Consider the following 638-nt stretch of genomic DNA (forward strand, 5'->3'; position numbering starts at 1 on the left):
ATCCGTGACGGCGTGCCCGCCAACGCCATCGACATCCATGGCTACGGCGAAGCCCACCCGCTGGTGCCCACCGGTCCCGACACCCGTGAGCCCCAGAACCGTCGCGTCGAGATCATCCTGCACTGATCCCGACCCTATCGGTCAGGAGAAAGGGAGTCCTTCGGGGCTCCTTTTTTCGTTTCTGAAACATTCTTTAATATGACCAAGAGTATCAGCCCAACTGTGTTTTTCCTGCCACAAAATCCGCAAATTCTTCTGTCATAGGGTTGTTTGTAGCAGTCTGAAAATTACATAAGTAATTGTTATAAAATAGAAAAATATCCATCACCTGCTGATCGGCGGCACGTGTCACCTTTATGCACGACTGGAACAGCAGGCGGCGCGGAACCACATGTCCTGCATCGTGTTTAAGTGACTGGATCGAATAATCATCGCATCATGGCAATGATGTCGTTTACAAAGAAGTAATAACATGAGGAAGGACCACCAGATGCGTCTCCGCTCTGCCCTGCTGGCAACCAGCCTGCTGGCAGCGACACCGTTCGCAGCCAAGGCCACGACCATCACCGGCCCGTATGTCGATATCGGCGGCGGCTACAACCTGACCCAGACCCAGCACATGCGTGATGCTGAAGCCG

Annotated in this window: 1 protein-coding gene and 2 pseudogenes; 2 read left to right on the top strand and 1 reads right to left on the bottom strand. The window is 53.4% G+C overall.

Annotation, left to right across the window (positions count from 1 at the left end; all coding sequences use genetic code 11):
- Window positions 1–126 (top strand): annotated as a pseudogene (locus HNW77_RS17265) (OmpA family protein); the annotation flags it as partial.
- Window positions 127–211: 85 nt separating this feature from the next.
- Here the strand turns inward: HNW77_RS17265 and HNW77_RS17270 are convergent.
- A complete protein-coding gene (locus tag HNW77_RS17270; protein WP_172159326.1) occupies window positions 212–391 on the bottom strand; it encodes a hypothetical protein in 180 nt (59 codons plus the stop codon).
- Between the two features lie 99 nt (window positions 392–490).
- Here HNW77_RS17270 and HNW77_RS17275 point away from each other — a divergent pair.
- Window positions 491–638 (top strand): annotated as a pseudogene (locus tag HNW77_RS17275) (OmpA family protein); the annotation flags it as partial.

This window comes from Komagataeibacter melomenusus (assembly GCF_013155395.1).
Taxonomy (GTDB): Bacteria; Pseudomonadota; Alphaproteobacteria; order Acetobacterales; family Acetobacteraceae; genus Komagataeibacter; species Komagataeibacter melomenusus.